This window comes from Brevundimonas sp. RM1, assembly GCF_052907225.1.
The window spans coordinates 41,807-64,842 of record NZ_JBRERY010000002.1; the positions used below are offsets into that span (position 1 = coordinate 41,807).

Genomic DNA, 23,036 nt, shown 5'->3' on the forward strand with positions numbered 1-23,036 from the left:
GGCGGTCAGGCCGAAGCGTCCACCCGCGCCATCTCGATCTGAGCCGAGAGGCCGGCGGGCAGGTCGCGCTCGGGCACGCTCGCCAGTTCCTCCAGATGCGCCCTGTCCCTGGGCCGGACCAGCACGCTGGCCACCGACGGATCAGCCAGGGCGTAGGCCAGGCAGATGGCCTCGCCGGTCCAGCCCGGCGTCCGGTGCAGGAAGGCGAAGGAGCCCGGCCGCTCCAGATCGGCCTCGCCGCGCCCCGCGCCCCAGGCGCCGAACAGGCCCCGCTTCTTCGGCCCGCCCGCATCAGCCGCGCGGCGCTCGGTCGCCAGACTGTCGGGGAAGTAGTCGTCGGCGAACAGGCTCATCTCTCGATCGCGCGCGGCCCTCATGCGCGAGCGCACCTGCCAGGGCACATTGACGTGGAAGGGCGTGAACAGGACGTCGAACGCCCCGGTCGAGACATAGAGATCCGTCACCGGCTCGTCGCCCGACACCCCCAGCATCCGCACATATTCGGCCTTCCGCATGGCTTTCAGGGCGGTCAGGGAGGTCTGCGGCAACTCATTCTCGGCCGGGCGCTCCAACACCGCCATGTCGAACCAGCCCAGACCCGAGGCGTGCAGCCCCTGTTCGATCGAACGCCCCAGGGCCATCGCCGAGAAATCCCGGTCGGCCCCCAGGCTGACGCTGACCCACACCAACCGCCGCTCGACATGGCCCAGGGCCTCGCCGACAGCCTGCAGCAACGTCGGGTCCAGCCGCTCCAGATGATAGGCGTTCACCCCCGCCTCCAGCCCCGCGAACACCAGGTCGCGGACATGGTTCGGCCCGCGCGCCGTCGCCTCTGCCCCCAGGCTGAGCGTCAGGCTGGAGACCGCGGCCCCTGTGGCGCCGAAGGGGCGATAGCGCACGGGATCAGCCGGCCTCGACCGGCGCCGAGGTCTCCAGCGCCAGGGCGTGCAGTTCGCCGCCCATCTTGCCCTTGAGCGCGGCGTAGACGGTCTGGTGCTGGCGCACGCGGTTCATGCCGCGAAAGACCTCGGACACGATACGGGCGCGATAGTGGTCGCCGTCGCCCGCCAGATCCTCAATGGCGATGTCCGCGTCGGGGAAGGCCTCAACCAGATGGGCGCGAAGGTCGTCGACGGACATGGGCATCACAGAACTCCTAGAAGGCAGAAGGCCGTCTCAGGGCCTGAATTGTAAAGCTTATCGCCCCGCGTCCCTTCTGTCAGCCGGTCATCCGGCGCGGGGACGCTCATACAGGTCGACGGTCGATCCCTTGTAGTCGGCGCGGGCGTAGGGGCGATAGCCCACCCGTTCGGCCAGACGCACCGAAGGCGCGTTCTCGGGCGAGATCATGCAGACCGTACGCGGCTCCAGCCGATAGGCGTCGGTCCAGGCCAGGGCCGCCTCCAGCGCCTCGCGCGCCAGGCCCGCGCCCTGGAAGGCGGGGGCCACGCCCCAGCCCAGCTCCGGCGCGTCGAAGGGCGGGTCGATCTCGCGGCGGTAGTCCAGCACCCCGACGCTGCCGACATAGGCGCCCGTCGTCGTCTCGCGGATCGACCAGTTGCCATAGCCCTTGGCCTGCCAGTGGCCGATGTCGCGCAGCAGGCGGAACCAGACCTCCTCCTCCGACAGTCCACGCCCCATGATGTGGCGGGTGAACTCGGCGTCAGCCCACAGGGCGGTCAGGTCGTCCATGTCGCCGACGGCGACAGGCGCCAGCGTCAGGCGCGCGGTCGAAAGAACAGTCACATCAATCCCAGTTGCTTGAAGCTGGCCACGCCTTCGCGGCCGACGATGAGGTGGTCGTGAACCTGGACCGACAAGGCGCGCGCCGCCTCGATCACCTGCTTGGTCATGTCGATGTCGGCCCGGCTGGGCGTCGGATCGCCCGAGGGGTGGTTGTGAACGATGATCATGGCGCTGGCCGACAGCTCCAGCGCCCGGCGCACCACTTCGCGCGGATAGACGGGGGCATGATCAACCGTGCCCCGGTTCTGGATCTCGTCGAGGATCAACTGGTTCTTCTTGTCGAGATAGAGGACGCGGAACTGTTCGCGCGGCTCGTGCTGCAGCGACAGGCGCACATAGGCCAGCAGGGCCGTCCACGACGAGATGACGGTGCGCTTGTTCGCCTCTTCCTTGGCCACCCGGCGCGAGACTTCATGCAGGGCGGCCAGGTCCAGCGCCGTCTCGGCGCCCACCCCCTTGGGCCGCCCGCGCGAATCCTCGGCCCTGACCGTCATCAGATCCTCGACCGAGGCCGCCAGCACCGCCGCCAGCGACCCGAACCGCGCCAGCAGGGCCTTGGCCACCGGCTTGACGTCGCCCTGCGGCTGGCTGCGGAACAGGAACAGCTCCAGCAGCTCATAGTCCGGCAGATGATGGAGGCCCGCCGTGCGCGCGCGTTCGCGCAGCCGCTCGCGATGCCCGGCGTGGTGCGGCTTGGCCTTCGGTTGTTCCGGCGGTTGATCCAGCATCAGCCTCCCCCAAGGGGGAGACTAACTCAGAATTTCGGGCGGAACAGGCCCTTCGGCGAGGCGGTGAAGATTTCCAGCCCGTCCTCGGTCACGCCGATCGAATGCTCGCATTGGGACGACAGCGACTTGTCGCGGGTCACGGCGGTCCAGCCGTCCGACAGCACCTTCACCGCGGGCTTGCCCAGGTTCACCATCGGCTCGACCGTGAAGAACATGCCCGGCTTCAGCACCGCGCCCTCGCCGCGACGGCCGTAGTGCAGGACGTTGGGGCTGTCGTGGAAGACCCGGCCGATGCCGTGGCCGCAGAAGTCGCGCACCACGCTCATGCGCTGGGCCTCGACGAATTTCTGAATGGCGAAGCCGATGTCGCCGAAGGTGTTCCCCGGCTTGATCTGGGCCAGGCCCAGGTCCAGCGAGTCATAGGTGACGTCGATCAGCTTCTTGGCGCGGGCGTTGATCTCGCCGACCGGATACATGCGGCTGCTATCGCCATGCCAACCGTCGACGATGACCGTATGGTCGATGTTGACGATGTCGCCTTCCTTCAGAACCTTGTCGCCCGGAATGCCGTGGCAGACGACGTGGTTGATCGAGGTGCAGACCGTCTTGGTGTAACCCTTGTAGCCCAGGCAGGCGGGGACGCCGCCGTTGTCCAGGGTGAACTCGCGCACCAGGTCGTCCAACTCGCCCGTGGTGACGCCCGGCTTCACATGCTCGCCGATCATGTCCAGCGCCTCGGCGACCAGACGGCCGGCCTTGCGCATGCCCTCGAACCCTTCCGCGTCATAGATGCGGATTTCGTGGCTGCGGACGAAGACGTCGGTTTCCAGGTCGGGGGTCTCGTACATGCTCGGCTTTCGGGGAGGCGCGCGCTCCGCAAGGGCGCGGAACGGGCGAAGAGGCTGCTTTCAGGACTTCAGATGGTCAGACTAGCACAAAACCTCAAGCCCGTCAGGGTTCGCCGCTGACGCAGGGCCGCGCCCATCCTATCTACGAGCCATGTCCCAGATCGCCCCCTCTCCCACCGCCGCCGTCCTGATCATCGGCGACGAAATCCTGTCGGGCCGCACGCGCGACACCAATCTGACCACCCTGGCCCGGTTTCTGGCGCCGCTGGGCGTCGATCTGATGGAGGCGCGGGTGGTCGGCGACCGTCAGGATCAGATCGTCGGGGCCCTGAACGCCCTGCGTGCAGCCCACGACTATGTCTTCACCACCGGCGGCATCGGCCCGACCCATGACGACATCACCGCCGATGCGGTCGGCGCCGCCTTCGGCGTTCCGGTCAGCGAACACCCCGAAGCGCTCGCCATCCTCGCGCGCCGCTATGCGCCGGGCGAGTTCAACGCCGCGCGGCGCCGCATGGCCCGCGTGCCCGACGGCGGCGTGCTGATCGCCAACCCGGTCAGCGGCGCGCCGGGCTTTCAGGTCGAAAACGTCTTCGTCATGGCCGGCGTGCCCAAGATCATGGAGGCCATGCTGGACGACGTGGCGCCGCGCCTGAAGACGGGCGTCCCGGTCCACAGCCGTTCGTTGCGCGTCGCCGGCGTCGGCGAAGGCGCGGTGGCCGACATCCTGCGCGCCGCGGCCGAGGCGCGGCCGCACCTGTCCTTCGGCTCCTACCCCTTTGGATTCAGCGTCGGTCAGACGCCTGGCCAGGTCGGAACCCACCTAGTGATCCGGGGACGGGATTCGGCTGAAGTTGACGCAGCGGAACACGATCTTGCTGCAAACCTGCGTTCTTCAGGCATCGAAATTGCCGCTACGTAACCTCACCAAGGTGTGAAATTGTGCGATTTTTGCGCCACTCTTTCGCCGAGAAGCGGTCCGACACCGGCCTTGGACGCAACGCTTTCATGACACGGACGCTGTGATGAGTAGCGTGGCGGCTCTCCCCGAACCAAGGCCGTCCGCTTTTCCAATGGCCGGCCCACGACATAGGTGAAGCGTAATGACCCCCAGGAACATGGCCCGCCTCGGCGGCCTGGCACTGACCACCGCCCTGATGACGGGCGTCGCCGCCCCGGCCTTCGCCGGCTCCTTCTATCTGCAGGAACAGTCCGTGCGCGGCGCTGGGCGCGCCTTCTCGGGCGAAGCCGCCGATCGCGGCGTCGGCTCGATGTGGTGGAACCCCGCCTCCATCGCCCGCAGCGGCCGTGAAGTCTCCGTCGGACTGCACGCCATCCGCATCGATTCCGAAGTGAAGAACGCCGGCTCCTACCTGACCTATCCAGGCGGGTTGGACGCGCCGGTGCGCAACCCGCGCAACACCGAAGTCGATCCGATCGAGAGCGGCCTGGTGCCGAACTTCGCCTTCGCCACGCCGATCGGCGACCGCTTCGCCGTCGGCGTCTCGGTGGCCGCCCCCTACAACTTCACCACCAAGTACGAACAGGGCTCCTTCGCCCGCTACGACGCCCTGACGTCGGAGCTACGCTCGGGCGACGCCAGCCTGACCGTGGCCTATCAGGTCAACGACTGGCTGGACGTCGGCGCCGGGCTGAACGCGCAGTTCGTCAAGGCCAAGCTCACCTCGGCCATGCCGAACCTGTCCCCACTGCTGCCCGACGGCTCCAACAGCCTGGAAGGCGACGGCTGGGACTTCGGCTGGAACGTCGGCGCCCAGGTGCACAAGGGGCCTTGGGACTTCGGCCTCAGCTACCGCTCCAAGATCGAGCACGAACTGGAAGGCGACGTGACCGTGGCCGGTCTGCTGGGCCCGCTGGCGGGCGCCAACGTCTCGACCGGCGGCAAGGCCAGCTTCAACACCCCGTGGTTCGCCTCGGCCTCGGTCCGCTACGCCGTCAACGACAAGCTGACCCTGAACGCCCAGGTCAATCGCATCGGCTGGTCCGAGTTCGACGCCATCACCGTCGAGTACACGGGCGGCGGCGACGTCATCCATCAGAACTACAAGGACGTGACCACCGGCGCCATCGGCCTGGACTACGCCCTCAGCGACAAGACCACGCTGCGCGCCGGCGTCGGCTATGACCCGACCCCGACCCGCGACAGCCTGCGCACGGCCCGCATCCCCGACGCCGACCGCTGGCTGTTCTCGGTCGGCGGTTCGACCGAAGTGACCGAAGGCGTCACCTTCGACGCCGGTCTGACCTACATCGCCTTCAGCGACTCGACCATCCACGACGACCGCACCTTCTACGCCGGCACCCCGGCGGCCGTGACCTCGCACCTGCGCGGCGAGGCCGAAGGCTCGGCCCTGGTCGCCTCGATCGGCGCACGCTGGGCCTTCTGATCCCGGCTTGACGGCGGACAAGGAAACGGCGGCTCCCGCAAAGGAGCCGCCGTTTTTATTCGCCTCATGCCGAGAGCGTCAGCCCTGGGCGGCGTGGCCCTTGCCGCCGTTCGACGGGCGACGACGACGCGGGCGGCGCTGCAGCTCGCCGACCGGCTTGGGCTCGGCCGCAGGCGTCGCGCGCGCGGCCGAACGGGCGCGGTCGCCCGCCATCGGATCATAGGCCGCCGCCGGACGCTCGGCCGCAGGCGCGCCGTTGCGGCCGCGACGCTGACGGTGCGGCTGACCGCCGCCCTCCAGCTTGACGCCCTCGCGGTGCGGATTGCGACCGCCGCGACCACGGCCGCCCCGGCCTTCACCCTGCGGCTTGCCTTCACGCTCGGGCAGGGTCGCCTTCTTGGCCACGCCCGCCGACATGATGGAGGCGTCCAGCTGGGCCAGCGCCTTGTCGTTGCGGCGGTCGATCGCGGGGATCTTCTGGCGCGTGACCTTCTCGATGTCCTTCAGCAGCTTCATCTCGTCGCCGGCGACAAAGCTGATGGCGGTGCCGTCCTTGCCCGCGCGGGCCGTGCGGCCGATGCGGTGGACATAGGCTTCCGGCACATAGGGCAGCTCGAAGTTCACCACGTGAGTGACCTTGTCCACGTCGATGCCGCGCGCGGCGATGTCGGTGGCGACCAGGACGCGCAGCTTGCCGTTCTTGAACGCCTCAAGCGCGCGCTCGCGTTGCGGCTGGCTCTTGTTGCCGTGGATGGCGCCGGCCTCGACGCCGCCCGCTTCCAGATAGGCCGCGACCTTGTCGGCGCCGTGCTTGGTCTTGGTGAAGACCAGGCAGCGCGTATAGGCCGGGTCGGAGAACAGTTCGGTCAGCAGGGCGCGCTTCTTGCCCTGCTCGACCCAGATCACCGACTGCTTGATGCGCTCGACCGTGGTGGCCTGCGGCGTGACCTGGACCTTGACCGGATCCTTCAACAGCTCGCCGGCCAGCTTGCCGATCTCCGACGGCATGGTGGCCGAGAAGAACAGGTTCTGACGCTTGGCCGGGATGCGGCTGACGATCTGGCGGATCGGCTTGATGAAGCCCAGGTCCAGCATCTGATCGGCTTCGTCCAGAACGAAGATCTCGCAGGTCGACAGGTCCAGAGTCTTTTGCTGGATGTGGTCCAGCAGGCGGCCGGGCGCGGCCACCAGAACGTCCAGACCCTGCTGCAGGGCGCGTTCCTGGGCGCCGTATTTCACGCCGCCGAAGATGACCGCCACGCGGAAGCCCAGGTGGGCGCCGTACTGTTTGAAGCTGTCGCCGATCTGAGTGGCCAGCTCGCGCGTCGGGCTCAGGATCAGGGCGCGCGTGGTGCGCGGGCGCGGCGCCACGCGGTTCTCGGCCAGGCGATGCAGGATCGGCAGGGCGAAGGCCGCCGTCTTGCCGGTGCCCGTCTGGGCGATGCCCAGCAGATCCTTGCCCTTCATCACGTCGGGGATGGCCTTGGCCTGGATCGGCGTCGGCTTCTCATAGCCGGTCGCGGCCAGGGCGGTCAGGAGAGCCTTGTTCAGGCCCATGGATTCAAAGGTAATTTCGCTCACGTCTATCTTTCACGAACGACGACGGGCGCAGCCGGACAGGCCGGTTTCACAAAGGGCGCACGTCGCCTGCCCGAAGTTCGGGCGGGGAACGGGCGCCGCCCCGCGTGTATGGACGACGTATGAAATCGAATGATCCGGCCGCTCGACAGACAGGCCTTCCGGGGAGGGAAGCCCAACACGCGTTGGAACGCGCCGGTCATCGCATTGTGCGATGCAGCGCAGATGGGCCTCAATAGCGGCCAAGTCAAGGCGCCCGGCTGGAATGGGCGTGCGAAAGCCTAGAGCAGGCTCACGGCCATATTCACCGCCAGGGCCAGGATCACCGTGTTGAAGACGAAGGCGATCAGGCTGTGCACGGTGGCGATCCGGCGCAGTTTACGGCTGCTGATCTGGATGTCGGCCGTCTGGTTGGCCACGCCGATGATCAAGGAGAAATGCAGGAAGTCGCCGTAGTCCGCCTCTTCTTCGCCGGGAAAGATCAGCCCGCGCCGATCGCCGCCGCCGTGGGCGGGCGCATAGAATTCATGGGCGTAGTGCAGGGCGAACAGGACGTGGGTGAACAGCCAGGAGGCGGCGATGGTGCCGATGGAGAACAACGCCTCGCCCAGGCTCGGCTTGCCGCCGTCCGCCGTCTCCATGACGATCACGAAAACGCTGGCCGCCGCCGCCAGCAAACTGAGCGGCAGGACGGCGCCGCCCGCCTGATCCAGATCCGCCGCTCGCTTGCGGATAGCCGCCGTCGTGCGATGGCGATACAGGCGGATGAAGGTGAGCGTCAGGAAGATGCAGACGCTGGCGTCCCAGGCGGCGGCGATCCGCATCGGCCAGTCCCACGCGGCAGGCGTTAAAATCACCGCGACCGCCAGGACGGCGAGCCCCAGCCACAGGGCGAAATGCAGACGGAAGATGCGCGCGATCCGCTTCATGGCCGCATGATTACGCGGTTCCGCGCCGCCGACCAGAGCCCCCGCCCGCCCTGACCGTCAGCTCTTCCAGCGCAGCACCGTCTCCTTGATCGGATTGACGAAGGCGCGGCCCTCGGCGCGGCTCTTCAGCCATTCGCGCTTCAGCTGCTGGTACCATTTGGCCTGTTTGTCGGCGTCGTCGATCCAGATCAGGGCCGGGTCGTATTTCAGCCCCTCGTTCTGCAGGTTCACCATGCCGCCGTCCTGCTTCAGGAAGGCGACCACGCCCATGCGCAGGAAGGGCTTAGCGATGCCGAACACCCAGTGGTCGGACCAGAAGATCTGGGTGATGCGGGTCTTGGTCTCGCTCACCGGCGTCAGGCAGGTCAGGGCCAGCACCTGCTTTTCGCCCACCTGGATATGCTCCCAGCGATAGCCCGGCAGGCGGAAGGTGATCTCCGTCGCGGGCGCCCCGCCTAGCACCTTATAGAGGCGGCTGTTCGACGACGGCGCGTGACGCACCATGGCCCAGCCGAAGTCGACCGGGGCGAAGGTCTTGGCCTTCTCGTGCATCGAATGTTCGGAACGCCACCACCACTGCTGATGGACGTAAGGCCCGTGGGCGGGATCCATCAGGCCGACGACGGCGTGGTCGATATGGCTGTCGAAATCCATCCACTCGACCAGACGCGGCTGGCCGACTGCGCCCGGAAACTGCGGCGGTTCCTGATCCGGCTCGGACGGGTTGCGCGCGTCGGCCGCCATCCAGACGAAGACCATGCCCTGGCTCTCGCGCACCGGATAGGCGCGGACCTTGATGCGGCTGGCCTCGAACGCCTGATCCTCGACCAGCGACGGGATGGCCGCGCACCCCCCGTCCGGCCGGAAGCGCCAGCCGTGATAGGGGCATTCGATCGTCTCCCCCTCGCCGGGCTTTTCGACCAGCCGCCCGGCCGACAGCGGCGCTGCGCGATGGGGGCAGATGTCGCGCATGCCATAGACCTCGCCCGCGCGGGTGCGGCCGATCAAGACCGGCTCGCCCATGATCTCATAGCGTTTCAGGCTGGCGACCGGCACGTCGCGCGCCAGGGCGACGAAATACCAGGCGTCGGTGATGAAGCCCTTGCCGAAGGCGGTCGGCGGGGCTTTGGCTTCGGGCGTGGCGGAAGGTGCGGGCGCGGCGTCTGCGATCATGGCCGCCTTGTAGCAGCAGGGACGGGCGGCCGTCCAAAGGCCATTCCCTTCCTCAGCCGATGAATTAATCTGGCGCAAATTCTCTTTGGGAGAGACGCCTTGATCCGCACCGCCTCAGCCGCCTTCATCGCCGCCGCCCTGTTGCTGGCCGCTGCGCCCGCCCTGGCTCAGGACGGTCACGTCAACCACGCGGCCCACGACGCGGCGCACGCAGCCTTCGCCTCCGAACGCCTCAGCGTCCGCGTCGACGGGCCGGAGGGCGCGCCCGATCTGATCCTGATCCCCGGCCTGTCGTCCTCGCCCGACATCTGGCAGGGGACGGTCGATCATCTGGCCGGACGCTATCGCGTCCACCGCATCCACGTCGCCGGCTTCGCGGGCACCGCGCCCCAGGCCAATGCGCAAGGCGATGCGCCCCAGCCGGTCGGCGCCCCCGTGGCCGAGGAGATCGCCCGCTACATCCGCGAACAGCATCTGAACAAGCCCGCCGTCGTCGGCCACTCCATGGGCGGAACCATGGGCATGATGCTGGCCGCGCGTCACCCGGACCTGGTCGGCAAGCTGATGGTCGTGGACATGATCCCCTTCATGGGCGCCATGTTCGGCGCGCCCGGTGCAACAGCCGAAAGCGTGACCCCCGTCGCCGATCAGATCTGGACCGCCCAATCAACCAGCCCGCGCGAGGCCTACGTCGCCCAGGCCACCACCGCCATCAACGGGATGATCAATACGGAAAGCCGCCGCGAAGAGGCGCTTCAGGACATGCGCGACAGCGACCAGAAGGTCTCGGCCGCCGCCTTCCGCGAACTGGTCACGACCGACCTGCGCCCCGAACTGGCCAAGATTACCGCCCCGACCGAGGTGCTCTACGTCAAGTTCAATGACGCCCGCATGACCGACGCCGTCACCGACGCCATCTATCAGATGTCGTTCGCGCCCCTGCCCGGCGCGAAGCTGAAGCGCATCGACGACAGCGCCCACTTCATCATGTTCGACCAGCCGACGGCCTTCTACGGCGAACTGGACGCCTTCCTGGCGAGATAAGCCATTCTTTCGGCGAAATAGGCGCTCACGCTGCCGTGATCGGAAACGGGGGCGTTTTCGTCGGCGATGCGAACGGCTAGGGTTCGCGCCGCTGGCATAGAGGGATGTTCATGGCGCGCAAAGACCGCGGACCCGACGGGAACGATCAGGGCGGAGGAAAACCGCGTCGGACCTTCATGGGCCGCCTCTTCTACTGGGGCGCGGTGCTGGCCGTCTGGGGCCTGATCTTCGCCGTCGTCTTCTTCGCCGTCTTCGCGCGCGACCTGCCGGACACCTCCAGCCTGTATGAGGTCGATCGCCAGCCCTCGATCACCTATCTGGACCGCTCCGGCGCCCTGATCGCGGTGCGCGGCACCCAGATGGCGCCGCCGGTCGATCTGGACGCCCTGCCCGACTACGTCCCCGCGGCCTTCGTGGCCATCGAGGACCGCCGCTTCTACCACCACCCCGGCTTCGACCCGATCGGCATGAGCCGCGCCATGGCCTCGAACCTGAAGGCCGGGCGCGTGGTCCAGGGCGGCTCTACCATCACTCAGCAGCTGGCCAAGAACCTGTTCCTGACGCCCGATCAGAACATGAAGCGCAAGGTTCAGGAGTTGATGCTGGCCGTGTGGCTGGAGATGAAGTTCTCCAAGAAGGAGATCCTCGCCCTCTATCTGAACCGCGTCTATTTCGGCGCCGGCGCCTATGGCATCGAATCCGCTTCGCAGCGCTATTTCGACAAGAGCGCCGACAAGCTGACGGTCGGCGAGGCCGCCCTGCTGGCGGGCCTGCTGAAGGCGCCTTCGCGCTATTCGCCGGTATCCGAGAGCGAGCGCGCCGCCACCCGCGCCAATGTCGTGCTGAACGAAATGGTCGAGGTCGGCGCCATCACCCCGGCCCAGCGCGAAGCCGCCGTGGCCGAACCGGTACGGGTGTCCAAGACCCTGGCCAGCCAGCACGCCCAATACTTCATCGACTGGCTGGACAAGCAGATCCGCGGCCTGGTCGGCGAGCCGACCGAAGACCTGGTCGTCGAGACCACCCTGGACCTGACCTTGCAGACCGACGCCGAGCGCGCCGTGCGCCGCATCCTGGATCGCGACAAGGGCAAGGGCGTCGAACAGGCCGCCCTGGTCGCCCTGGACGGCGACGGCCGGGTGCGCGCCATGATCGGCGGCGCCTCCTACGGCGACAGCCAGTTCAACCGCGCCGTCGATGCGCGTCGCCAGTCCGGCTCGGCCTGGAAACCCTTCGTCTATCTGGCGGCGGTCGAGGCCGGCTACACGCCCGAGACCCCGGTGGTGGACCAGCCCGTGACCATCGGCGGCTGGTCGCCGCGCAACTACTCGGGCCGCTTCTCGGGCCAGATGACCCTGGCCCAGGCCGTGGCCCAGTCGACCAACACCGTCGCCGCCTATGTCGCCGATCAGGTCGGGCGCGACAGCGTGGCCCGCGCCGCACGCCGTCTGGGGATCAGCAGTGAAATCGGCCTGCAGCCGTCCATGGCTCTGGGCGCCGTCGAGGTCAGTCCGCTGGAAATGGCCCAGGCCTATGACGCCTTCGCCAACGGCGGCCGCCGCGTCGACGCCTATGGCATCAGCCGCATCCGCACCCCGTCCGGCCGGGTCATCTACACCCACGGCCCGTCGGAAGGCGGCCAGGCCATCAACAATCCGCCGCTCTACTACATGAACCAGATGCTGCGCGGGGTGATCACCTCGGGCAGCGGCCGCTCAGCCGCCATCGGCGGGCGCGACATCGCAGGCAAGACCGGCACCACCTCGGACTATAAGGACGCCTGGTTCGTCGGCTACACGGGCGGTTTCGTCGCCGCCGTCTGGGTCGGCAAGGACGACAACAAGCCGATGGCCCGCGTCACCGGCGGCTCCTCGCCCGCCGCCATCTGGCGCGGCTTCATGGAGGCGGCCCTGCCCAAGCTGGCGGTTCAGGCCATCCCCAACGGCCCGCCCCTGCCCGAAGGCTGGATCCCGCCCGATCCCGTCGGCGACCTGATGGGTCAGGTCGAGGATCCCTACGCCACGGCCCAGCCCTATGAGGACGCGCCGCCGCCCGTCGTCATCGACGGCCAGGCCCCGCAGCCGCAGCAGCCCCCGGCGGCGCGCCCCAGCCCGCCGCAAGAGCGCCAACCGGACGCGCTGTTCTTCTAGATTCTCCCTTCTCCCCTTGTGGGAGAAGGTGGTCCGTCAGGGCCGGATGAGGGGTTTCTGCACGCTGGAAACAGGCAGACGGATTGAGGGCCCAAGGCCCCTCATCCGTCAGGCTTCGCCTGCCGCCTTCTCCCGCAAGGGGAGAAGGACAATAAGGCGCGCGCTCAAGCCGCGAGCGACCGCGCCGCGAGCATAGCGCGCAAAAAAAGGCCTATCGCGGCGCGCGCTTGGCCAGGATGCGTTGCAGGGTGCGGCGGTGCATGCCTAGGCGGCGAGCGGTCTCCGACACATTGTGGTCGCACAGCTCATAGACGCGCTGGATATGCTCCCAGCGCACCCGGTCGGCCGACATGGGGTTTTCCGGCGGCTCCGGCGCCTCGCCGGTCGACAGCAGAGCCTTGACCACGTCGTCGGCGTCGGCGGGTTTCTGCAGATAGTCGACGGCGCCGGCCTTGACCGCCGCGACGGCCGTGGCGATGGCGCCGTAGCCAGTCAGCATGACGATGCGGGCGTCCTCGCGCCGCTCGCGGATCATCTCCACCACCTTCAGGCCGTTGCCGTCTTCCAGACGCATGTCCAGCACGGCGAAGGCGGGGACCGACTGGCGCAGGGCGTCGTTCGCCTCGGCCACGGAGCCGGCGAGGGCGACGACGAAACCGCGCGATTCCAGCGCCCGACCCAGGCGGGTGCGCAAGGCCTGATCATCGTCCAGCAGCAACAAGGACTTGTCGCTGAGGGCCGCAATCTGTTCCGTGATCTGGGTCTCGAGTTCGGACATGAAATTCTCCTGCGGGTTCAGGTCGTGCGTCAGGGACGCAGGGTCAAGGGCCAAGCTCGCGACTGCGACATCAGGTTCCATCGCCTTCCATGGCCGAGGCGGTGACTTCCAGGGCCTGGCGCGGCCAGCGGACCGAGACGCGAGCGCCCCCCGGTTGACCCTTGGCGGCGTCGCCTGAACCCACCGAAACCTTGGCGCCGGACCGTTCCAGCAGGGTGCGGGCGATGAAGAAGCCCAGGCCCATGCCGCCCTGACTGGGGGCGATGGGGGCCGTGACCGGCGGAGGCGGCGCGCGGCGCTCGCGGCGGGCCGGACGGGTGGCCGAGGCGATCTGGGCGGCCAGGGCGCGGCGGGCCTTGGCCTGAGGACGGCTGGTCACATAGGGCTCGCCCAGACGCGGCAGGATTTCGGAAGCGAAGCCGGGGCCGTCGTCGACTATGTCGATCTCGATCCACCCGGCGTCGACCACCCCGGTCAGCTGGACGCGAGCGGTGGCGAAATCGGCGGCGTTCTCGACCAGGGTGGACAGGCCGTGGACGATCTCGGGCAGGCGACGCAGGCGCGGGGCCTCCTGGCCGGGCGGAATCTTCAGGGCGATGTCGAAATCGAGATCGAAGCCCCGGTGCGGTTCCGCCACCTCCTCCAGCAGGGCCTTCAGGCCGATGTCGGCGAACAGGGCGTCGCCTTCCTCAGGTTGGGACGACAGTTGCTTGAGGATGGCGCGGCAGCGTTCCGCCTGTTGCAGGATCAGGGCGGCGTCCTCGGCCGCCGGGCTGCCTGCGGGCGCGTCGCGCAGCATCTCCTTGGCGACGACCTGGATGGTGGCCAGGGGCGTGCCCAGCTCATGGGCGGCGGCGGCGGCCAGTCCGCCCAGAGCCGCCAGCCTCTGCTCGCGCTGCAGCACGTCCTGGGTGGTGGCGAGGGCCAGCTCCAGCTTGTCGGCGTCGGCCGCCACCTTCCAGGCGTAGCCGGCCGTGAACAGCACCCCCGTCACCAGGGCCAGCCCAAGGCCCAGGCGATAGAGGCCCGGCAGCTCCAGGTGCTCATGCAGCCGCCACGGCAAAGGCAAGGACCAGGAAAACAGGAAGCCCACGGCGATCAGCGCCATGACGCCCAGAATGACGGCCTGACGCGCAGGCAGGGCCGCCGCCGCGATCGTCACCGGCGCGACCAGCAGCAGACAGAAAGGGTTGGCCAACCCCCCGGTCAGGGCCAGCAGCGTCGCCAGCTGCAGGATGTCGAAACCCAGCTGGGCGGCGGTTCTGGGCCCGTCGGGCAGGCTGCCGTCGATGCGCCGCGCCCGCGCCATGGTGGCCAGGTTCATCACCACGCCCGCGCCGATCACGGTCAGGCACTCCCACAAGGGCAAGGGGAAGTGCAGGGCGAAATAGGCGGTCAGGATGGCCGAGGTCTGGCCGATCACCGCCAGCCAGCGCAGCACGATCAAGGTGCGCAGCGACAGGCCCCGCCCGCGCCGGGGCAGTTCCGGCAGACCGGCCAGCTCGCCGCCCGCCTGGGCCAGCAGATGCGGCGGGGCGTGGGGATGGGCGTGCGACGGGATGGGGGCTTCTGTACGGCTCACCGCTCTTCTATAGACCGGGCGAAGAGCGGCTGCACGGTTCGCCGTGTCGCGGCCGCCGAAACGACTTCCGTTCCCGATGAGGAGACGCCATGCCCCGCCGTCCCGTGATCCTGTTCGCCGCCGCCTGCGCGGTCATCGCCCTGGCGCTGGGCCTGATCACCATGGTGGTGGTCGGCGGGCGCCAGCAGGCGGCCCAGACCACAGACGTCGCGACGGGCCAGCCCCTGGTCGGCGGCGACTTCACCCTGACCAATCAGGACGGCCAGGTCGTCGACCAGACGATCCTGAACGGCAAATGGACCCTGGTCTTCTTCGGCTTCACCTACTGCCCCGACTACTGCCCCACCACCCTGGGCGTGCTGAACGCGGTGCAGGAGCGGATGGGCGACAAAGCCAAGGATCTGCAGATCGTCTTCATCAGCATCGACCCCGAGCGCGACACGCCGCAGATGCTGAAGGACTACCTCTCGTCGGACGGCTTCCCCGACGGCGTCATCGGCCTGACCGGCACGCCGGAACAGGTGGCCAAGGCCGCCAAGGCCTATCGCGCCTTCTATCAGAAGGTCGGCGAGGGCGAGGGCTACACCATGAACCACGGCCTGACCGTCTATCTGATGGGCCCAGACGGAAAGTTCCGCAGCGCGGTCGCCCACGACCTGGGGCCCAGCCGCACCGCCACCCTGATCGAGAATGCGATGGAGAAGGGCTGATCACCTTTCCCTGAACGAAGCGCCGCCGGTCTTTTTTGCGGCGCAGCACTCTGTATGATCGGCGTTCCGCATCGGCGGGGGCCGCAGTCGGGGTTTCATGCTCTACGCTTTTCACGAGCTCGCCTATCATTCGGCGACGCCGTTCCGGATCGGGGCCCAAATGGCCCGCCAGTTCTGGACCTCTCCGTTCAATCCGGCGTCGGACACGGCCATCGGCCGCACCGCCTACGCCTCGGCCGAGGTGTTCGAGAGCCTGACCCGCCGGTACGGCAAGCCCGACTGGGGGCTGGAGACGCTTGAGATCGACGGCAAGCCGGTTCGCACCACCGAACAGGTCGTCTGGTCCTCGCCCTGGTGCCGACTGGTGCGGTTCGCCCGCAACATCGGCGACCTGAAGCGCGCGGGCAAGCCCGCGGCGGCGCCCGCCGTGGTGATCGTGGCCCCGCTGTCGGGCCACTACGCCACCCTGCTGCGCGGCACGGTCGAGACCTTCCTGCAGGACCACGACGTCTACGTCGCCGACTGGACCAACGCCCGCCAGGTGCCGATGCTGGAAGGGCGGTTCGACTTCAACGACTACATCGACCACGTGCGCGACATGCTCGCGGCGGTGGGGCCGCGCGCCCACATCGTCGGCGTCTGCCAGCCGGGGCCGCCGGTGCTGGCCGCCTGCGCGGTGATGGCGGCGCAGAACGACCCGAACCGGCCCGCCTCCATGACCTTCATGGGCTCGCCCATCGACGCCCGCCTGTCGCCGACGACGACGAACCAACTGGCCGAGGAAAAGCCCTTCACCTGGTTCAAGTCGAACATGATCCACACCGTGCCCTGGCCCTATCCGGGCGTGGGGCGGCGGGTCTATCCGGGCTTCGTCCAGCTCTACAGCTTCATGTCGATGAACGAGGACAAGCACGTCGACGCCCATCGCCGCTATTTCGAGAGCTTGGTCGAAGGCGACGGCGACGGGGTCGAGAAGCACGAGCAGTTCTACGACGAATATCTGTCGGTGCTGGACCTGACCGAGGAGTTCTATCTCCAGACCATCGACATCGTCTTCCAGCAGCACCTGCTGCCGCGCGGCCTGTTGCAGCATCGCGGCGAGACGGTCGATCTGACGGCGATCGCGGACATCGGCCTGGCCACCATCGAGGGCGAGATGGACGACATCTCCGGCGTCGGCCAGACCCAGGCGGCGCACGGCCTGACGCCCAACATTCCCGACGACCGGCGCCTGCTCTACGTCCAGCCCAAGGTCGGCCACTACGGCGTCTTCAACGGCCGCCGTTTCCGCGAGGAGATCTATCCCCGCGTGCGCGACTTCATCGCCCAGAACGAAGCCATCAGTGTCGTACCGGAACGGTCAGCGTCTGCCGCTTGAGGGCGGCGGCGCCCTGAGGCTGTCGGTCAATCCGCGCGCGCGTCGGCTGTCGATCCGCATCGACGCCCGCGCCGGCGAGGCCGTGGCCGTAGCGCCCAGCGAGCGACGCCTGGGCGAGGTGGTGGCCTTCGCCCGCACCAAGGCCGGATGGATCGCCGAGCGACTGGCCGCGCGCGTTGACGCCCAGCCGTTCGAGCCGGGCGCGGTCGTGACCTGGCTGGGTCGCCCGGTGCGCCTGGAAGCCAGCGGAGGCGCAGGAGCGGCCCGCCTGATCGACACGCCTGAGGGTCCGGTGCTGCGCTCGGGCGGCGAGGGCGAGGCTTTCTCTCGCCGCATCGAGAACTGGTTCCGCCGCGCCGCGCGGGACTTCCTGGTCGAGCGAACCGACGTCCACCTGAAGACCCTGGGCCAGAAGCCGGTGAAGGTGTCCATCGTCGACACCCGCTCGCGCTGGGGCTCATGCAGCCCGCACAACCGCTCGATCCGCTATTCCTGGCGCGTCATCATGGCCCCGCCCGCCGTCGCCGACTACCTGGCCGCGCACGAGGTCGCCCACCTGGTCCACGCCGACCACAGCCCCGCCTATTGGGCGGTGGTCGCCCGCCTGGTCGGAGATCACCGCCCGCATCGCCGTTGGCTGCGCGATCACGGCGCAGCCCTGCACGCGGTGGGCGGATAGGGCTTCAGTCCCGCATCGTCCTGAGCGCGCCCAGGCGGGCGAAGGCCAGGGTCAGGGCCTTGCGGCGCGCGGGCGCCAGGGGCGTAGCCGGCGCGTCGCGCACCACCGCCCCGCCGAAGCCGTCGGCGACGATCAGGCCCGGCTCGTCCGGCAGCACGCCTTCGGGGAACTCCGGCGCGACGGCGAAGTAGAAGGCGTCGCAGAAGGGGCCGTACTCCTGCCATTTGCGATCGACGCGGTAGTCGTCGATCCCCGACTTCACCTCGCAGATGACGATGTCGCCCTTGGGCCCCAGGGCCATGACGTCGGCGCGCCGCCCATTGGGCAGGCAGACCTCCAGCAGGGGCGCATAACCCATGTCCAGCATGAGCCGCGCCGCCCCCCGCGTGACGGACAGGGTCGTTTCGGGGCGGCTGAAGACCAGTTCGAGGTGAAGCGCGGCGGCGGGCATTCGCCTTTATGTTCCGCCTATGTTCCTACCGCAAGCGCTGCCGGTTCACGCGCCACTGCTCGCGCGACTGACCCCACAGGTTGACCGCGTGCTCATGGAAGGGCGGCGGCATGACGCCCGGCCCGCGATTGGTCGAGCCCAGCCGCTCGGCCACCTTCTCCGACGCCCGGTTGTCGGGGTCGATGCAGTGGATGACGTCCGGCCAGTCCAGCACGTCGCAGGCGTAGTCCATCGTCGCCGCGGCGGCCTCGATCGCATAGCCCTTGCCCGTGGCGTCGCGGTGCAGGCTCCAGCCCACCTCCCGACCCGGCCAGCCATAGGGATGCAGCGGCCCGATGCGCCCCATCCACAGGCCGGTCGTCTTCTCGATCAGCGAGAACATGCCCTCGCCGTGCAGCGCCCACATGCCCGCGACCGAAGCGATGGCGCGCCACACCTCATGCCGGGACTGCACCCCGCCGATGAAGCGCGTCGTCTCGGGGTCGCTCATGAAGTCGGCCCAGCGCGGAAAATCCTCCAGCATCGGCGGGCGCAGGAACAGGCGTTCGGTCTCCAGCGTGGGACCGAGGGGCGATGTCGGGCGATCGATCACAACAGATACTCGCGTTCCAGGGTGTAGACGCTGCCGTCCCCGGTCAGGACGCTGGAGTACAAGCCGAAGCGATCCACGCGGATCGGCGGCGACTTCAACAGATTGTGCCCGGTGATCCAGGCGCCGATGCGGTCGGGGTTCGCCTGGGGCTTCAGATAGGCCAGGGTGACGTGCGGCCGGTATTCGCGCTTCTCAGGCGGAACGCCCGCCCGCTCGCCCGCCGACCGACAACGCCCGGCCAGGACGTTCAGCCGCTCGGACCGCTCCAGCCCGGCCCACAGGGTATGGCTGCGGTGGGCGTCGCCGAAGGCGCCGACGCCGTTCAGGGTGATCTCGAACGCCCCGCCGCCCTCGGCCCGCGTCAGTTCCGAGGCCAGATCGTCGGCCGTGCGCTCGGACGCCTCGCCATAGAAGGCCAGGGTGACGTGCAGGGCGTCCAGCGGCCGCCAGCGCGCGCCGGGCAGGCCGGATTGACGCCGCGCCAGGGTCTCGGCGACGTCCTCGGGAATGGCGATGGCGGTGAACAGGCGCAACATGCGACCCTTGGTAGCGGGCGGAACCGGCGGCCGGAAGTCCGGTTTTTCTTGCAAGGATGCGTCTGCATCCCGATATTTCAGCCAAAGGTCGGGACATTCCCGGCCGAATGGGAGACTTCTTTCGCGATGAGCGATTTCAACAACGGCTATGCGCGCCCGCTTCCGCAGTCGGCGGACATGTCCGTCGACGCCGGTCTGCGCGCCTTCATGCTGGGCGTTTACAATAAGCTGGCGATCGGTCTGGTCGTCGCGGGCGCCCTGGCCTACGTCACCGGCAACGTCCCGGCGGTGCAGCAGCTGCTGTTCGCCCGCATGGACGACGGCCGCATCGGCCTGACGATGCTGGGCATGATCGTCCAGTTCTCGCCGCTGGTCATGCTGTTCGGCTCGATGTTCTTCATGAAGAACCCGACCGCCAAGGGCGTGAACATGCTCTACTGGGCCGTGGTCGCCACGATCGGCGCGGGCCTGGGCGTGCTGTTCCTGCGCTACACCAACGGTTCGCTGGCCTCGACCTTCTTCGTCACCGCCGCCGCCTTCGCGGGTCTGAGCCTGGTCGGCTACACGACCAAGAAGGATCTGACCGGCATGGGCACCTTCCTGATCATGGGCGTGATCGGCCTGGTCATCGCCTCGATCGTGAACATCTTCATGCAATCGGGCGTGATGTACCTGATCATCTCCGGCGCCGGCGTGCTGATCTTCTCGGGCCTGATCGCCTATGACACCCAGCGTCTGAAGATGACCTACTACGCCCTGGGCGGCGACAAGAACGCGATGGGCGTGGCGACGGGCTTCGGCGCGCTGAGCCTGTTCATCAACTTCATCAACCTGTTCCAGTTCCTGCTGGCCTTCATGGGCAGCCGCGAATAGGGGCACAGGCGGTTTGAAACACAGAAGGCCCCGGCAGCAACGCCGGGGACTTTTTCTTAGCTGCGTTCACGTTGAGGGTTGGCGACTGCCTAGCTCCGGGCATCCCGGCGGACGCCGGGATCCAGTGCTTTGGCTTCAGAGCGCCCGGCTCAGCGGCTCGGCCCCGCTTTGGCTCACTCTCTGGATCCCGGCGTCCGCCGGGATGAGCGGGAATGAAAGGGCGCCCTACTCCACCACCGTGAACTTGCGGCTGTCGAAGACGCGCAGCACCTGGGCCAGGTCGCGGCCGCGCTTCAGCACATGGCCGCCCTCGCCGATCACGGCCCACTGTCCCTGTTTCAGGCGCAGGGCCGGACGCTTCTCGATCCGATAGAGCGGCGCGTCGCCGTGGCGGCGAAAGACGGCGAACTCGGCGTGGTCCTTCTGGCCGGCCATGGCGTAGTCGCGCCATTCGCCCGCCGCCACCATCCGCCCATAGACCCGCAGCATCTGGTCCAGTTCGCGACGGTCGAAGAAGACCGGCCCCGCCTCCGGTTGCGCATTCGGACTGTCGACGTCGAAGCTCATGGCATCAACTTAGGCCGCTCGCCGCGAAACGCCAGCGGCGGATCACGGGTCGGATCAGGGCCTGAACGCTTGTCACCCGCCGCGCGCCCGTCCAAAAGGCGGAACAAGTTCTAGATACGGAGACGAACCCATGGCGACGAGCGAAGGCTGGGACATGCCCACCGGAGACCTCATGAAGGGCAAGAAGGGCCTGATCATGGGGGTCGCGAACTCCAGCTCCATCGCCTGGGGCATCGCCTCGCAGCTGGCCGCCCAAGGCGCCGAGCTGGCCTTCACCTATCTGGGCGAGGGGCTTGAGCGCCGCGTGCGCCCGCTGGCCGAAAGCGTCGGCGCCAAGCTGCTGATCCAGGCCGACGTCACCGACGACGCCTCGATGGACGCCGCCTTCGCCGAGCTGGAAAAGGAATTCGGCACGATCGACTTCGTCGTCCACTCGGTGGCCTTCGCCAACAAGGACGAGCTGAAGGGCTCCTTCGTCGACAACACCACCCGCGACAGCTTCCTGCTGGCCATGAACATCTCGGCCTTCAGCTTCGTCGACGTGGCCAAGCGTTCGGCCAGGCTGATGCCGAATGGCGGCTCGATGATCACCCTGACCTACCTCGGGTCCGAGCGGGTCATCCCCAACTACAACACCATGGGCGTGGCCAAGGCCGCCCTGGAAGCCGCGACCCGCTACATCGCCCGCGACCTGGGTCCGAAGAACATCCGCGTCAACGCCATCTCGGCGGGCGCCATGCGCACCCTGTCGCTGGCCGGCATCTCGGGCGGGCGCGGCCTGCACTCCAAGTCGGCGCAGTTCTCGCTGATCAAGGAAGAGACCTCGATGGAAGGCGTCGCCGGCGCCGCCCTGTGGCTATGCTCGGACCTGGGCCGCTCGACCACGGGCGAAGTCGTCCACGTCGACGCCGGTTTCCACGCCGTCGGCCTGCCGGACGACATGGAAGGCTGAACCCGACCGGGTTTCGGACAGACAGAGGGCCGCCGGGACACCGACGGCCCTTTTTGCATCTCCCCCCACTAGCCGCTCATCCCGGCGTCCGCCGGATGAGCGGAAAGCCGCATTTCTACTTTCAGGCGTCCGCCCCTCGGCCTAGCTTGAACGCATGAGTGCCCTGCGCCTGCCGCCGCCCGCCAGTTTCTCCGCCGCCGCCGTGGCGACCGTCGTCGGCTTCGGCGGCACGGTCGCCCTGGTGGTGCAGGCCGGACAGGCCATGGGCGCGGCGCCCGCCCAGATCATCTCCATGGTCACCGCCCTGTGCCTGGGCATCGGCCTGCCCGGCGCGGTGTTGAGCTGGCGGCTGAAGATGCCCGTGGTGCTGGCCTGGTCGACGCCGGGCGCGGCCCTGTTGGCGGCCTCGACCCTCGGTCTCGGCTGGAGCACCGCCGTCGGCGCCTTCGTCATCGCCGGGCTGCTGATGGTGCTGACGGGACTGGTCCCGGCGCTGGGGAGGCTGGCCGAACGCATTCCCGCCGCCGTCGCCTCGGCCATGCTGGCGGGGGTGCTGCTGCCCTTCTGCCTCAAGCTGTTCCTGGTGTTCCCGACCGACATGACGCTGGCGGCGGGTCTGCTCCTGGTCTTTGTGGTCATGCGGCGTCTGGCGCCCGCCTGGACCCTCCCCGTCGTTCTGGTCGCCGCCTTCGCCGTGCTGGCGCTACGCGGTCAGGTCGCCCTGCCCGAGGGGACCGGCCTGTTCGGCAATCTGTCGCCGGTCATGCCCGCCTTCGACTGGAAGGCGGCGATCAGTCTGGCCCTGCCGCTGTATCTCGTGACGCTGGCCTCGCAGAACCTGCCCGGTCTGGTGGTGCTGAGGGCCGCCGGATACGCCCCGCCCGCCGGAAAGTTGATCTTCTGGGGCGGGCTGACCAGCACGCTTCTGGCTCCGTTCGGCGCGCACGGCGTCAATCTGGCCGCCATCACCGCCGCCATCTGCACCGAGCCGGACGCCCACCCCGACGCCTCCAAACGCTGGACCGTGGGCGTGATCTACGGCCTGTTCTACCTGGTCGTCGCCCTGTTCGCGGCGCCGCTGGCGGGCCTGTTCATCGCCATGCCCACGGGGGCGCTGGCCGCCATCACCGGCCTGGCCCTGATCGCGCCCCTGACCGGATCGCTGGGCGCCATGATGGCCGCGGCCAAGGATCGCGAGGCGGCGGTGCTGACCTTCGCCGCCACCGCGTCGGGCGTGGCCCTGTTCGGGGTCGGTTCGGCCTTCTGGGGCCTGGCGATCGGCTTCCTGGCCCTGGCGGCGCGGCGCTGGATTCCAGCGCGCGGCTGATCGCCTC

24 protein-coding genes are annotated in these 23,036 nt (G+C 68.4%); 10 read left to right on the forward strand and 14 right to left on the reverse strand.

What is annotated here, in order from left to right:
* Positions 1-5: 5 nt before the first annotated feature.
* The 5 genes from ACU5AP_RS02120 to map form a co-directional block, all read right to left on the reverse strand.
* Positions 6-899, reverse strand: a complete 894-nt coding sequence (locus ACU5AP_RS02120) for an oxidoreductase (RefSeq protein ID WP_446680736.1) — start codon at positions 897-899, stop codon at positions 6-8.
* A 4-nt stretch (positions 900-903) separates the two neighbouring features.
* Positions 904-1,146 carry a BolA/IbaG family iron-sulfur metabolism protein gene (locus ACU5AP_RS02125; RefSeq protein WP_003166683.1) on the reverse strand — a complete coding sequence of 81 codons (243 nt, stop codon included), beginning with the start codon at positions 1,144-1,146 and terminating at the stop codon, positions 904-906.
* 81 nt (positions 1,147-1,227) lie between these two features.
* Positions 1,228-1,746: a GNAT family N-acetyltransferase gene (locus tag ACU5AP_RS02130; protein WP_128719271.1), complete on the reverse strand. Its 519-nt coding sequence runs from the start codon at positions 1,744-1,746 to the stop codon at positions 1,228-1,230.
* On the reverse strand, positions 1,743-2,474 hold the full coding sequence (gene radC, locus ACU5AP_RS02135) for a RadC family protein (RefSeq protein ID WP_128719270.1): 732 nt from the start codon (positions 2,472-2,474) through the stop codon (positions 1,743-1,745). The genes ACU5AP_RS02130 and radC overlap by 4 nt, the downstream gene beginning before the upstream one ends.
* Before the next feature lie 26 nt (positions 2,475-2,500).
* Complete coding sequence (gene map, locus ACU5AP_RS02140; protein ID WP_003166680.1) at positions 2,501-3,322, reverse strand: type I methionyl aminopeptidase; 822 nt, start codon at positions 3,320-3,322, stop codon at positions 2,501-2,503.
* A 151-nt stretch (positions 3,323-3,473) separates the two neighbouring features.
* Here map and ACU5AP_RS02145 point away from each other — a divergent pair, with 151 nt between their 5' ends.
* Complete coding sequence (locus ACU5AP_RS02145; RefSeq protein ID WP_128719268.1) at positions 3,474-4,244, forward strand: competence/damage-inducible protein A; 771 nt, start codon at positions 3,474-3,476, stop codon at positions 4,242-4,244.
* A 181-nt stretch (positions 4,245-4,425) separates the two neighbouring features.
* Entirely contained in the window at positions 4,426-5,730 is a 1,305-nt protein-coding gene (locus tag ACU5AP_RS02150; RefSeq protein WP_088410857.1) for an OmpP1/FadL family transporter, read from the forward strand.
* A 78-nt stretch (positions 5,731-5,808) separates the two neighbouring features.
* Here the strand turns inward: ACU5AP_RS02150 and ACU5AP_RS02155 are convergent, their stop codons facing one another.
* The 3 genes from ACU5AP_RS02155 to ACU5AP_RS02165 form a co-directional block, all read right to left on the reverse strand.
* Complete coding sequence (locus ACU5AP_RS02155) at positions 5,809-7,311, reverse strand: DEAD/DEAH box helicase (protein WP_369822421.1); 1,503 nt, start codon at positions 7,309-7,311, stop codon at positions 5,809-5,811.
* Between the two features lie 278 nt (positions 7,312-7,589).
* Positions 7,590-8,237 (reverse strand): DUF1345 domain-containing protein, encoded by a 648-nt coding sequence (locus ACU5AP_RS02160; protein ID WP_046653072.1) that lies wholly within the window; start codon positions 8,235-8,237, stop codon positions 7,590-7,592.
* Positions 8,238-8,294: 57 nt separating this feature from the next.
* Positions 8,295-9,410, reverse strand: a complete 1,116-nt coding sequence (locus ACU5AP_RS02165) for a Rieske 2Fe-2S domain-containing protein (protein WP_446680737.1) — start codon at positions 9,408-9,410, stop codon at positions 8,295-8,297.
* 99 nt (positions 9,411-9,509) lie between these two features.
* Between ACU5AP_RS02165 and ACU5AP_RS02170 the strand changes: the two genes are divergently transcribed.
* The gene (locus ACU5AP_RS02170) at positions 9,510-10,454 is read left to right on the forward strand and encodes an alpha/beta fold hydrolase (RefSeq protein WP_446680738.1); all 945 of its coding nucleotides are present in this window, start codon (positions 9,510-9,512) and stop codon (positions 10,452-10,454) included.
* Between the two features lie 104 nt (positions 10,455-10,558).
* Positions 10,559-12,604: a transglycosylase domain-containing protein gene (locus ACU5AP_RS02175; protein ID WP_446680739.1), complete on the forward strand. Its 2,046-nt coding sequence runs from the start codon at positions 10,559-10,561 to the stop codon at positions 12,602-12,604.
* Positions 12,605-12,815: 211 nt separating this feature from the next.
* Here ACU5AP_RS02175 and ACU5AP_RS02180 read toward each other — a convergent pair whose 3' ends face one another.
* Both ACU5AP_RS02180 and ACU5AP_RS02185 read right to left on the reverse strand, forming a co-directional pair.
* The gene (locus tag ACU5AP_RS02180) at positions 12,816-13,382 is read right to left on the reverse strand and encodes an ActR/PrrA/RegA family redox response regulator transcription factor (RefSeq protein WP_076224487.1); all 567 of its coding nucleotides are present in this window, start codon (positions 13,380-13,382) and stop codon (positions 12,816-12,818) included.
* Between the two features lie 70 nt (positions 13,383-13,452).
* Positions 13,453-14,964, reverse strand: coding sequence for an ActS/PrrB/RegB family redox-sensitive histidine kinase (locus tag ACU5AP_RS02185; RefSeq protein ID WP_052748035.1), 1,512 nt, complete (start codon positions 14,962-14,964; stop codon positions 13,453-13,455).
* Positions 14,965-15,053: 89 nt separating this feature from the next.
* Between ACU5AP_RS02185 and ACU5AP_RS02190 the strand changes: the two genes are divergently transcribed.
* The 3 genes from ACU5AP_RS02190 (at position 15,054) to ACU5AP_RS02200 (ending at position 17,731) form a co-directional block, all read left to right on the forward strand.
* Positions 15,054-15,674 carry an SCO family protein gene (locus tag ACU5AP_RS02190; protein WP_278449557.1) on the forward strand — a complete coding sequence of 207 codons (621 nt, stop codon included), beginning with the start codon at positions 15,054-15,056 and terminating at the stop codon, positions 15,672-15,674.
* Between the two features lie 97 nt (positions 15,675-15,771).
* Positions 15,772-17,052 (forward strand): polyhydroxyalkanoate depolymerase, encoded by a 1,281-nt coding sequence (locus ACU5AP_RS02195; protein ID WP_128719263.1) that lies wholly within the window; start codon positions 15,772-15,774, stop codon positions 17,050-17,052.
* Positions 17,018-17,731: a M48 family metallopeptidase gene (locus ACU5AP_RS02200; RefSeq protein ID WP_128719262.1), complete on the forward strand. Its 714-nt coding sequence runs from the start codon at positions 17,018-17,020 to the stop codon at positions 17,729-17,731. Before ACU5AP_RS02195 ends, ACU5AP_RS02200 begins: the two co-directional genes overlap by 35 nt.
* A 4-nt stretch (positions 17,732-17,735) precedes the next feature.
* Here the strand turns inward: ACU5AP_RS02200 and mmcB are convergent, their stop codons facing one another.
* The 3 genes from mmcB to thpR are packed head-to-tail and all read right to left on the reverse strand — an operon-like array spanning position 17,736 to position 19,310.
* Positions 17,736-18,182, reverse strand: coding sequence for a DNA repair putative endonuclease MmcB (gene mmcB, locus ACU5AP_RS02205; protein ID WP_076224449.1), 447 nt, complete (start codon positions 18,180-18,182; stop codon positions 17,736-17,738).
* Positions 18,183-18,207: 25 nt separating this feature from the next.
* Positions 18,208-18,774, reverse strand: a complete 567-nt coding sequence (locus ACU5AP_RS02210) for a GNAT family N-acetyltransferase (RefSeq protein ID WP_003166668.1) — start codon at positions 18,772-18,774, stop codon at positions 18,208-18,210.
* On the reverse strand, positions 18,771-19,310 hold the full coding sequence (gene thpR / locus ACU5AP_RS02215) for an RNA 2',3'-cyclic phosphodiesterase (RefSeq protein ID WP_125899540.1): 540 nt from the start codon (positions 19,308-19,310) through the stop codon (positions 18,771-18,773). The genes ACU5AP_RS02210 and thpR overlap by 4 nt, the downstream gene beginning before the upstream one ends.
* 126 nt (positions 19,311-19,436) lie before the next feature.
* Here thpR and ACU5AP_RS02220 point away from each other — a divergent pair, with 126 nt between their 5' ends.
* A complete protein-coding gene (locus tag ACU5AP_RS02220) occupies positions 19,437-20,183 on the forward strand; it encodes a Bax inhibitor-1/YccA family protein (RefSeq protein ID WP_076224445.1) in 747 nt (248 codons plus the stop codon).
* 225 nt (positions 20,184-20,408) lie between these two features.
* Here ACU5AP_RS02220 and ACU5AP_RS02225 read toward each other — a convergent pair whose 3' ends face one another.
* Positions 20,409-20,750: a DUF2794 domain-containing protein gene (locus tag ACU5AP_RS02225; protein WP_003166665.1), complete on the reverse strand. Its 342-nt coding sequence runs from the start codon at positions 20,748-20,750 to the stop codon at positions 20,409-20,411.
* Positions 20,751-20,904: 154 nt separating this feature from the next.
* Between ACU5AP_RS02225 and ACU5AP_RS02230 the strand changes: the two genes are divergently transcribed.
* Positions 20,905-21,702: an enoyl-ACP reductase FabI gene (locus ACU5AP_RS02230; RefSeq protein WP_162200520.1), complete on the forward strand. Its 798-nt coding sequence runs from the start codon at positions 20,905-20,907 to the stop codon at positions 21,700-21,702.
* Positions 21,703-21,856: 154 nt separating this feature from the next.
* Positions 21,857-23,029 carry a benzoate/H(+) symporter BenE family transporter gene (locus tag ACU5AP_RS02235; RefSeq protein ID WP_128719259.1) on the forward strand — a complete coding sequence of 391 codons (1,173 nt, stop codon included), beginning with the start codon at positions 21,857-21,859 and terminating at the stop codon, positions 23,027-23,029.
* The last annotated feature ends 7 nt before the right edge of the window (positions 23,030-23,036 follow it).

What these genes read in the sequence shown, in the direction of transcription:
- ACU5AP_RS02125 (WP_003166683.1), bottom strand. Translation starts at nt 1,146, where the DNA reads ATGCCCATGTCCGTCGACGACCTTCGCGCCCATCTGGTTGAGGCCTTC.
- radC (WP_128719270.1), bottom strand. Translation starts at nt 2,474, where the DNA reads ATGCTGGATCAACCGCCGGAACAACCGAAGGCCAAGCCGCACCACGCC.
- map (WP_003166680.1), bottom strand. Translation starts at nt 3,322, where the DNA reads ATGTACGAGACCCCCGACCTGGAAACCGACGTCTTCGTCCGCAGCCAC.
- ACU5AP_RS02145 (WP_128719268.1), top strand. Translation starts at nt 3,474, where the DNA reads ATGTCCCAGATCGCCCCCTCTCCCACCGCCGCCGTCCTGATCATCGGC.
- ACU5AP_RS02150 (WP_088410857.1), top strand. Translation starts at nt 4,426, where the DNA reads ATGACCCCCAGGAACATGGCCCGCCTCGGCGGCCTGGCACTGACCACC.
- ACU5AP_RS02160 (WP_046653072.1), bottom strand. Translation starts at nt 8,237, where the DNA reads ATGAAGCGGATCGCGCGCATCTTCCGTCTGCATTTCGCCCTGTGGCTG.
- ACU5AP_RS02165 (WP_446680737.1), bottom strand. Translation starts at nt 9,410, where the DNA reads ATGATCGCAGACGCCGCGCCCGCACCTTCCGCCACGCCCGAAGCCAAA.
- ACU5AP_RS02175 (WP_446680739.1), top strand. Translation starts at nt 10,559, where the DNA reads ATGTTCATGGCGCGCAAAGACCGCGGACCCGACGGGAACGATCAGGGC.
- ACU5AP_RS02180 (WP_076224487.1), bottom strand. Translation starts at nt 13,382, where the DNA reads ATGTCCGAACTCGAGACCCAGATCACGGAACAGATTGCGGCCCTCAGC.
- ACU5AP_RS02190 (WP_278449557.1), top strand. Translation starts at nt 15,054, where the DNA reads ATGCCCCGCCGTCCCGTGATCCTGTTCGCCGCCGCCTGCGCGGTCATC.
- ACU5AP_RS02195 (WP_128719263.1), top strand. Translation starts at nt 15,772, where the DNA reads ATGCTCTACGCTTTTCACGAGCTCGCCTATCATTCGGCGACGCCGTTC.
- mmcB (WP_076224449.1), bottom strand. Translation starts at nt 18,182, where the DNA reads ATGCCCGCCGCCGCGCTTCACCTCGAACTGGTCTTCAGCCGCCCCGAA.
- thpR (WP_125899540.1), bottom strand. Translation starts at nt 19,310, where the DNA reads ATGTTGCGCCTGTTCACCGCCATCGCCATTCCCGAGGACGTCGCCGAG.
- ACU5AP_RS02220 (WP_076224445.1), top strand. Translation starts at nt 19,437, where the DNA reads ATGAGCGATTTCAACAACGGCTATGCGCGCCCGCTTCCGCAGTCGGCG.
- ACU5AP_RS02225 (WP_003166665.1), bottom strand. Translation starts at nt 20,750, where the DNA reads ATGAGCTTCGACGTCGACAGTCCGAATGCGCAACCGGAGGCGGGGCCG.
- ACU5AP_RS02230 (WP_162200520.1), top strand. Translation starts at nt 20,905, where the DNA reads ATGCCCACCGGAGACCTCATGAAGGGCAAGAAGGGCCTGATCATGGGG.
- ACU5AP_RS02235 (WP_128719259.1), top strand. Translation starts at nt 21,857, where the DNA reads ATGAGTGCCCTGCGCCTGCCGCCGCCCGCCAGTTTCTCCGCCGCCGCC.